This is a genomic window from Pseudomonas citronellolis (genome assembly GCF_900112375.1).
Taxonomy (GTDB): domain Bacteria; phylum Pseudomonadota; class Gammaproteobacteria; order Pseudomonadales; family Pseudomonadaceae; genus Pseudomonas; species Pseudomonas citronellolis.
Genome location: NZ_FOLS01000043.1, coordinates 48,555 through 56,607, shown reverse-complemented (window position 1 = coordinate 56,607; position 8,053 = coordinate 48,555). Strand labels below are relative to the sequence as shown.

The 8,053-nt window shown below is 65.5% G+C and carries 8 protein-coding genes; all 8 read left to right on the top strand.

The annotated features are described in order from the left end of the window. Positions 1-154: phosphatidate cytidylyltransferase (locus BM060_RS29150; protein WP_177224371.1), on the top strand; the 154-nt coding region annotated here is incomplete at its 5' end. Next, a complete protein-coding gene (gene ispC, locus BM060_RS29145) occupies positions 151-1,341 on the top strand; it encodes a 1-deoxy-D-xylulose-5-phosphate reductoisomerase (protein WP_069863658.1) in 1,191 nt (396 codons plus the stop codon). The genes BM060_RS29150 and ispC, both read left to right, overlap by 4 nt. A gap of 22 nt (positions 1,342-1,363) precedes the next feature. Beyond that, positions 1,364-2,716: an RIP metalloprotease RseP gene (gene rseP, locus BM060_RS29140; RefSeq protein WP_074985546.1), complete on the top strand. Its 1,353-nt coding sequence runs from the start codon at positions 1,364-1,366 to the stop codon at positions 2,714-2,716. A gap of 72 nt (positions 2,717-2,788) precedes the next feature. After that, on the top strand, positions 2,789-5,176 hold the full coding sequence (gene bamA / locus BM060_RS29135; protein WP_074985543.1) for an outer membrane protein assembly factor BamA: 2,388 nt from the start codon (positions 2,789-2,791) through the stop codon (positions 5,174-5,176). 48 nt (positions 5,177-5,224) lie between these two features. Next, positions 5,225-5,728 carry an OmpH/Skp family outer membrane protein gene (locus BM060_RS29130; RefSeq protein ID WP_074985541.1) on the top strand — a complete coding sequence of 168 codons (504 nt, stop codon included), beginning with the start codon at positions 5,225-5,227 and terminating at the stop codon, positions 5,726-5,728. Then, positions 5,728-6,789, top strand: a complete 1,062-nt coding sequence (gene lpxD, locus BM060_RS29125) for a UDP-3-O-(3-hydroxymyristoyl)glucosamine N-acyltransferase (RefSeq protein WP_074985539.1) — start codon at positions 5,728-5,730, stop codon at positions 6,787-6,789. Before BM060_RS29130 ends, lpxD begins: the two co-directional genes overlap by 1 nt. Before the next feature lie 48 nt (positions 6,790-6,837). Next, positions 6,838-7,278, top strand: coding sequence for a 3-hydroxyacyl-ACP dehydratase FabZ (gene fabZ / locus BM060_RS29120; RefSeq protein WP_009616653.1), 441 nt, complete (start codon positions 6,838-6,840; stop codon positions 7,276-7,278). Beyond that, positions 7,275-8,051, top strand: coding sequence for an acyl-ACP--UDP-N-acetylglucosamine O-acyltransferase (lpxA, locus tag BM060_RS29115; protein ID WP_009616654.1), 777 nt, complete (start codon positions 7,275-7,277; stop codon positions 8,049-8,051). The genes fabZ and lpxA overlap by 4 nt, the downstream gene beginning before the upstream one ends. Positions 8,052-8,053 lie beyond the last annotated feature (2 nt).

Sequence of the window (8,053 nt, the reverse complement as noted above, 5' to 3'; positions counted from 1 at the left end):
GACCGAGAGCATGTTCAAGCGCGAATCGGGCCTGAAGGACAGCAGCAACCTGCTGCCCGGCCACGGCGGCGTCCTCGACCGCATCGACAGCCTGACCGCGGCCATCCCGGTCTTCACCGTGCTGCTCTGGGCCAGCGGCTGGGGCACGCCATGAGCGCGCCGCAGCAAGTCTGCGTGCTGGGGGCCACCGGCTCCATCGGCCTGAGCACCCTGGACGTCCTCGCTCGGCATCCGCAGCGCTACAGCGTCTTCGCCATCACCGGGCATTCCCGTCTCGCCGAGCTGGAGGCCCTGTGTTTGGCCCACCGGCCGCGTTTCGCGGTGGTCGCCAGCGACGAGCAGGCCCGCCATCTGCAGGGCGCCCTGCAGGCCGAAGGCCTGGCCACTCGCGTACTGGTGGGCGAGCCGGGGCTGTGCGAAGTCGCCGGCCATCCGGACGTGGACGTGGTCATGGCGGCCATCGTCGGCGCCGCCGGCCTCAAGCCGACCCTGGCGGCGGTGCAGGCCGGCAAGCGCGTGCTGCTGGCCAACAAGGAGGCGCTGGTGATGTCCGGCGCCCTGTTCATGCACGAAGTGCAGGCCCACGGCGCGGTGCTGCTGCCGATCGACAGCGAGCACAATGCGATCTTCCAGTGCATGCCCGGTGACTACGCCCGGGGCCTGGGCCAGGTCGGCGTGCGACGCATCCTGCTGACCGCCTCCGGCGGCCCGTTCCGCGAGACGCCGCTGGATCAACTGTCAGAAGTTTCCCCGGAGCAGGCCTGTGCCCACCCCAACTGGTCCATGGGGCGGAAGATTTCCGTCGACTCGGCCAGCATGATGAACAAGGGCCTGGAACTGATCGAGGCCTGCTGGCTGTTCGATGCCCCACCGTCGAAGGTGGAAGTGGTGATCCATCCGCAGAGCGTGATCCATTCCCTGGTCGACTACGTGGATGGCTCGGTGCTCGCCCAGTTGGGCAACCCCGACATGCGCACGCCCATCGCCCACGCCCTGGCCTGGCCCGAGCGCATCGACTCCGGGGTATCGCCGCTGGACCTGTTCGGCATCGCCCGCCTGGACTTCCAGGCCCCCGACGAACAGCGCTTCCCCTGCCTGCGCTTGGCACGCCAGGCGGCCGAGGCGGGCGGCAGCGCGCCGGCTATGCTCAATGCCGCCAACGAGGTGGCGGTGGCCGCATTCCTCGAACGGCGCATCCGTTTCACCGAGATCGCGGTTATCATCGACGAGGTGCTGAACCGCGAGGCTGCCACGCCGGTCGAAAGCCTCGACGTGGTGCTGGAGGCCGACCGCCGTGCGCGCGAAGCCGCGCAGGCCTGGTTGCATGGGCGTGGTCGCTAGGCCCTGAGCCCTGGAGGTAGAGATGAGCGCACTTTACATGGTCGTCGGGCTGATCATCGCCCTTGGCGTCCTGGTGACATTCCACGAGTTCGGTCACTTCTGGGTGGCGCGCCGCTGTGGGGTCAGGGTGCTGCGCTTCTCGGTGGGCTTCGGCACGCCCCTGGTGCGCTGGCACGACCGCCACGGCACCGAATTCGTGGTGGCCGCCATTCCCCTGGGCGGCTACGTGAAGATGCTCGACGAGCGCGAGGGCGAGGTGCCCCTCGACCAGCTCGACCAGGCCTTCAACCGCAAGACGGTATTCCAGCGCATCGCCATAGTCGCGGCCGGCCCTGTGGCCAACTTCCTGCTGGCCATCCTGTTCTTCTGGATCCTCGCCATGCTGGGCACCCAGCAGGTGCGCCCGGTCATCGGCTCCATCGTGCCCGACAGCCCGGCGGCGCTGGGCGGCCTGGCCGCCGGCCAGGAAGTGCTGGCGGTGGATGGCGAGCCGGTGGACGGCTGGGCGGCGGTCAACCTGCGCCTGGTGCGGCGCCTGGGCGAGACCGGCGAGTTGAGCGTCAGTGTGCGCGAGCCGGGCTCCTCGGCGCAGAGCCTGCACCAGTTGCCGATCAAGGCCTGGCTGAAGAGCGCGGACAACCCCGATCCCATCGGCTGCCTGGGCATCCAGCCGTGGCGCCCGGCCATGCCGCCGGTGATCGCCGAGCTGGACCCGCAGGGCCCCGGCAAGGCCGCGGGCCTGGCCATCGGCGACCGGCTGCTGCGGGTGGACGGCCAGGCGGTGGACGACTGGCAGCAGGTGGTCGACAAGGTACGCGCTCGTCCGGAGCAGTCCGTGAGCATCGCCCTGCTGCGCGACGGCCAGGAGCGCGAGCTGACCCTGAAACTGGCGGCGAAAGGCGAGGGCAAGGCCCGTGCCGGTTACCTGGGGGCCGGTGTGGCCGGTGGCCAGTGGCCGGCGGAAATGCTCCGCGAAGTCAGCTTCGGTCCGGTCGCCGCGGTGGGCGAAGCGCTCTCCCGAACCTGGTCGATGAGTCTGCTAACCCTGGATTCTCTAAAGAAAATGGTGCTGGGCCAGCTCTCGGTAAAAAACTTGAGCGGGCCGATAACCATTGCTAAAGTGGCGGGCGCTTCGGCCCAGTCCGGCGTAGGGGATTTTCTGCATTTCCTCGCCTATCTGAGCATTAGTTTGGGGGTGCTCAACCTGTTGCCGATTCCCGTCCTCGATGGCGGGCATCTGCTGTTCTACCTGGTCGAGTGGGTGCGTGGCCGCCCATTGTCAGAGCGGGTCCAGGCTTGGGGGATGCAGATCGGCATCAGCCTGGTCGTTGGGGTCATGTTGCTGGCCCTGGTCAACGATCTGAGTCGACTGTAGCTGCCATTGGGTTTCTGATCTGCCGCCTCACGCGGCAGATTCTTTATTTGTCAGTTGGAAAAAAAGGACTCCATGAAACGCTTTCTGTTACCCGCGGCTCTTTCCGCGTTGATGATCGCCCAGGTTCACGCAGAGTCCTTCACAGTTTCCGACATCCGCGTCAACGGCCTGCAGCGCGTATCCGCGGGTAGCGTGTTCGCCGCCCTGCCGCTGAACGTCGGCGACCAGATCGATGACCGCCGTCTGGTCGAGGCGACCCGCTCGCTGTTCAAGACCGGCTTCTTCCAGGATATCCACCTCGGCCGCGATGGCAACGTACTGGTCATCGACGTGGTCGAGCGCCCGTCCATCTCCAGCATCGAGATCGAAGGCAACAAGGCCATCAGCACCGAAGACCTGATGAAGGGCCTCAAGCAGTCCGGCCTGGCCGAAGGCGAAATCTTCCAGCGCGCCACCCTCGAAGGCGTGCGCAACGAGCTGCAGCGCCAGTACGTGGCCCAGGGCCGCTACTCGGCCAACATCGAGACCCAGGTCACTCCGCAGCCGCGCAACCGCGTGGCGCTGAAGATCACCGTCAACGAAGGCACGGTCGCAGCCATCGCCCACGTCAACGTGGTCGGCAACACCGTGTTCTCCGACGAGGACCTGACCGGCCTCTTCGAGCTGAAGGAAACCAACTGGCTGTCCTTCTTCAAGAACGACGACAAGTATTCCCGCGAGAAGCTCTCCGGCGACCTGGAACGCCTGCGCTCCTACTACCTGGACCGCGGTTATATCCACATGGATATCGCCTCCACCCAGGTTTCCATCACTCCGGACAAGAAACACGTCTACATCACCGTCAACATCAACGAGGGTGAGAAGTACAAGGTCCGCGAAGTGAAGCTGACCGGCGACCTCAAGGTGCCGGAAGAAGAAATCAAGAAGCTGATGCTGGTCGAGCCGGGCCAGGTGTTCTCGCGCAAGGTGATGACCTCCACCTCCGACCTGATCACCCGCCGCCTGGGTAACGAGGGCTACACCTTCGCCAACGTCAACGGCGTGCCGGAAGCCCATGACGACGACAAGACCGTGTCCATCACCTACGTGGTCGACCCGGGCAAGCGCGCCTACGTCAACCGCATCAACTTCCGCGGCAACACCAAGACCGAAGACCAGGTGCTGCGCCGCGAGATGCGCCAGATGGAAGGCGGCTGGGCCAGCACCTACCTGATCGACCAGTCCAAGCAGCGCCTGGAGCGCCTGGGCTACTTCAAGACGGTCAACGTCGAGACCCCGGCCGTTCCGGGCACCGACGACCAGGTGGACGTCAACTACAGCGTGGAAGAGCAGCCCTCCGGCTCCATCACCGCCAGCATCGGCTTCGCCCAGGATGCCGGCCTGATCCTCGGCGGCTCGATCAGCCAGAACAACTTCCTGGGTACCGGTAACAAGGTCAGCATCGGCCTGACCAAGTCCGACTACCAGACCCGCTACAACTTCGGCTTCGTCGACCCCTACTGGACCGTCGACGGCGTGAGCCTGGGCTACAACGCCTTCTATCGCAAGACCGACTACGACAAGCTCGACGTCGACGTCTCCGACTACTCGGTGAACAGCCTCGGCGCCGGCGTCAGCATCGGCTACCCGATCAGCGAGACCTCGCGCCTGACCTACGGCCTGACCGTGCAGCGCGACACCATCGACACCGGCGCCTACACCGTCGACGAGATCTTCGACTTCCTCGAGAAGGAAGGCGACAACTTCACCAACTTCAAGGCCTCCATCGGCTGGTCCGAGTCCACCCTGAACAAGGGCGTGCTGGCCACCCGCGGCCACTCGCAAAGCCTGGTGCTGGAATCGACCATCCCCGGCAGCGACCTGTCGTTCTACAAGCTGGACTATCGCGGCCAGATCTTCGCGCCGCTGTCCGACACCTACACCATGCGCTTCCACACCGAGCTGGGCTACGGCGACGGCTACGGCTCCACCGATCGCCTGCCGTTCTACGAGAACTACTACGCCGGCGGCTTCAACTCGGTGCGCGGCTTCAAGGACAGCTCCCTCGGCCCGCGCAGTACGCCGAGCGTCGCCGACCCCGCGACCAGCGTCGTGTCGGGTGGCCCCGACGCCCGTGGCCGCTACACTGACCCGGACCAGGATCCGCAGGCCTTCGGTGGTAACGTGATGATCACCGGCGGCGCCGAACTGCTGTTCCCGCTGCCCTTCGTCAAGGACCAGAGCCAACTGCGTACCGTGCTGTTCTGGGACGTGGGCAACGTGTTCGACTCCGACTGCCCGCTGTCCACCACCCAGGGTTGCGACGGTATCAAGCTGAACGACATGGCCATGTCCGTGGGTGTCGGTCTGACCTGGATCACCGCGCTCGGCCCGCTGAGCTTCAGCCTCGGTACCCCGATCAAGAAGCCGGACAACGCGGAAACCCAGATCTTCCAGTTCTCCCTGGGGCAGACCTTCTGATTCGCCATCTTGTTGTATAGACAACCTAGCTTTGTGCAGGAGTGCAATGTGCGTAAGTTGACCCAGTTCGTCCTGATCACCGCCGCCCTGATGGCGAGCCCCGCGTTCGCCGACATGAAGATCGCGGTGCTCAACTACCAGATGGCGCTCCTCGAGTCCGATGCGGCCAAGCAGTACGCCGTCGACGCCGAGAAGAAATTCGGCCCGCAACTGACCAAGCTGCGCGCCCTGGAAAGCGATGCCAAGGCCCTGCAGGACAAGCTGGTCAACGGCGGCAGCAAGCTGTCCAAGTCCGAGCGCGACAAGGCCGAGGATGACTTCAAGCAGAAGGCCCGCGACTTCCAGTTCCAGTCCAAGGAACTGAACGAAGCCAAGGCCTCCGCTGACCGCGAAATGCTCAAGAAGCTCAAGCCGAAGCTGGACCAGGCCGTCGAGGAAACCATCAAGAAGGGCGGCTACGACCTGGTGGTCGAGCGCGGCGCGGTGGTCGACGTCAAACCCCAGTACGACATCACCCGCCAGGTCATCGAGCGGATGAACCAGCTGCGCTGATGATGAGCCCGCGGTCCCATACCCTCGCCGAACTGGCCGCTCAGCTCCAGGCGGAGCTGCGTGGCGACCCGGCCGTGGTCATCCACGGCCTGGCCACCCTGCAGGACGCCGGCCCGGAGCAACTGAGCTTCCTGGCCAACCCGCAGTACCGCAAGTTCCTGGCCGACAGCCGGGCCGGCGCGGTGCTGCTCACCGCCGCCGACGCCGAAGGCTTCACCGGCAACGCGCTGGTGGTGCCCGACCCCTACCTGGCCTACGCCGGGTTGTCGCACCAGTTCGATCCCAAGCCCAGGGCGCCTTCCGGCATCCATCCCACCGCGGTGGTCGATGCCAGCGCCAGCGTCGATCCCGCGGCCAGCATCGGCCCCTACGTGGTGATCGAGGCCGGCGCGCAGATCGGCGCCGGCGTCACCCTCGGCGCCCACTGCTTCGTCGGCGCGCGCAGCGTGATCGGCGAGGGCGGTTGGCTGGCCCCGCGCGTGACCCTCTACCACGACGTGCGCATCGGCAAGCGCGTGGTCATCCAGTCCGGCGCCGTGCTCGGCGGCGAAGGCTTCGGCTTCGCCAAGCAGCAGGGCGTCTGGCAGAAGATCGCGCAGATCGGCGGCGTCACCATTGGCGACGACGTCGAGATCGGCGCCAACACCACCATCGACCGTGGTGCGCTGTCCGATACCCTGGTTGGCAACGGCGTCAAGCTGGACAACCAGATCATGATCGCGCACAACGTGCAGATCGGCGATCACACCGCCATGGCCGGCTGCTGCGGGATTTCCGGCAGCGCCAAGATCGGCAGGCATTGCATGCTCGCCGGCGGCGTCGGCCTGGTCGGACACATCGAGATCTGCGACAACGTCTTCGTCACCGGCATGACCATGGTCACCCGCTCGATCACCGAGCCGGGCGCCTACTCATCCGGCACGGCCATGCAGCCCGCCGCTGAATGGAAGAAGAGCGCTGCCCGTATTCGCCAGTTGGACGACATGGCCCGTCGTCTGCAACAGCTGGAAAAGCGCCTGGCCGCCGTGACCCCGAGCGGAGACACTCCATCTGATGCGTGAGTCACGCATTTTTTGGCGTTTCCCTTTTCTGAACAGGCTCCCCTGAACATGATGGACATCAACGAGATTCGCGAATACCTGCCTCATCGCTACCCCTTCCTGCTGGTGGACCGGGTGGTAGAGCTGGACATCGAAGGCAAGCGCATTCGCGCCTACAAGAATGTCAGCATCAACGAGCCGTTCTTCAATGGCCACTTCCCGCAGCACCCGATCATGCCCGGTGTGCTGATCATCGAGGCCATGGCCCAGGCGGCCGGCATCCTCGGCTTCAAGATGCTCGACGTGAAGCCGGCCGACGGCACCCTGTACTACTTCGTCGGCTCCGACAAGCTGCGCTTCCGCCAGCCGGTGCTGCCGGGCGACCAGCTGAACCTGCATGCCCAGTTCATCAGCGTGAAGCGCGGCATCTGGAAGTTCGACTGCCACGCCACCGTCGATGACAAGCCGGTGTGCTCGGCCGAAATCATCTGTGCGGAACGCAAACTATGAGTTTGATCGATCCTCGCGCCATCATCGATCCGCGGGCAAAGCTGGCCGACGACGTAGAGGTGGGCCCCTGGTCCATCGTCGGGCCGGATGTGGAAATCGGCGAAGGTACGGTGATCGGTCCGCACGTGGTGCTCAAGGGCCCCACGAAGATCGGCAGACACAACCGGATTTTCCAGTTCTCCAGCGTCGGCGAGGACACTCCCGACCTGAAGTACAAGGGCGAGCCGACTCGCCTGGTGATCGGCGACCACAACGTGATCCGCGAGGGTGTGACCATCCACCGCGGCACCATCCAGGACCGCTCGGAAACCACCATCGGCGACCACAATCTGTTCATGGCCTACGTCCACGTCGGCCATGACAGCGTGATCGGCAACCACTGCATCCTGGTCAACAACACCGCGCTGGCTGGCCACGTGCACGTGGACGACTGGGCGATCCTCTCCGGCTACACCCTGGTGCACCAGTTCTGCCGCATCGGCGCCCACAGCTTCTCCGGCATGGGCACCGCCATCGGCAAGGACGTGCCGGCCTACGTGACCGTCTTCGGCAACCCAGCCGAGGCGCGCAGCATGAACTTCGAGGGCATGCGCCGCCGCGGCTTCAGCGCCGAGGCCATCCACGCCCTGCGCCGGGCCTACAAGGTGGTGTACCGCCAGGGCCTGACCGTGGAGGAGGCGCTCGCCGAGCTGGCCGAATCCGCCGCGCAGTTCCCGGAAGTCGCGGTGTTCTGCGACTCCATCCAGAGCGCCACCCGCGGCATCACCCGCTGACC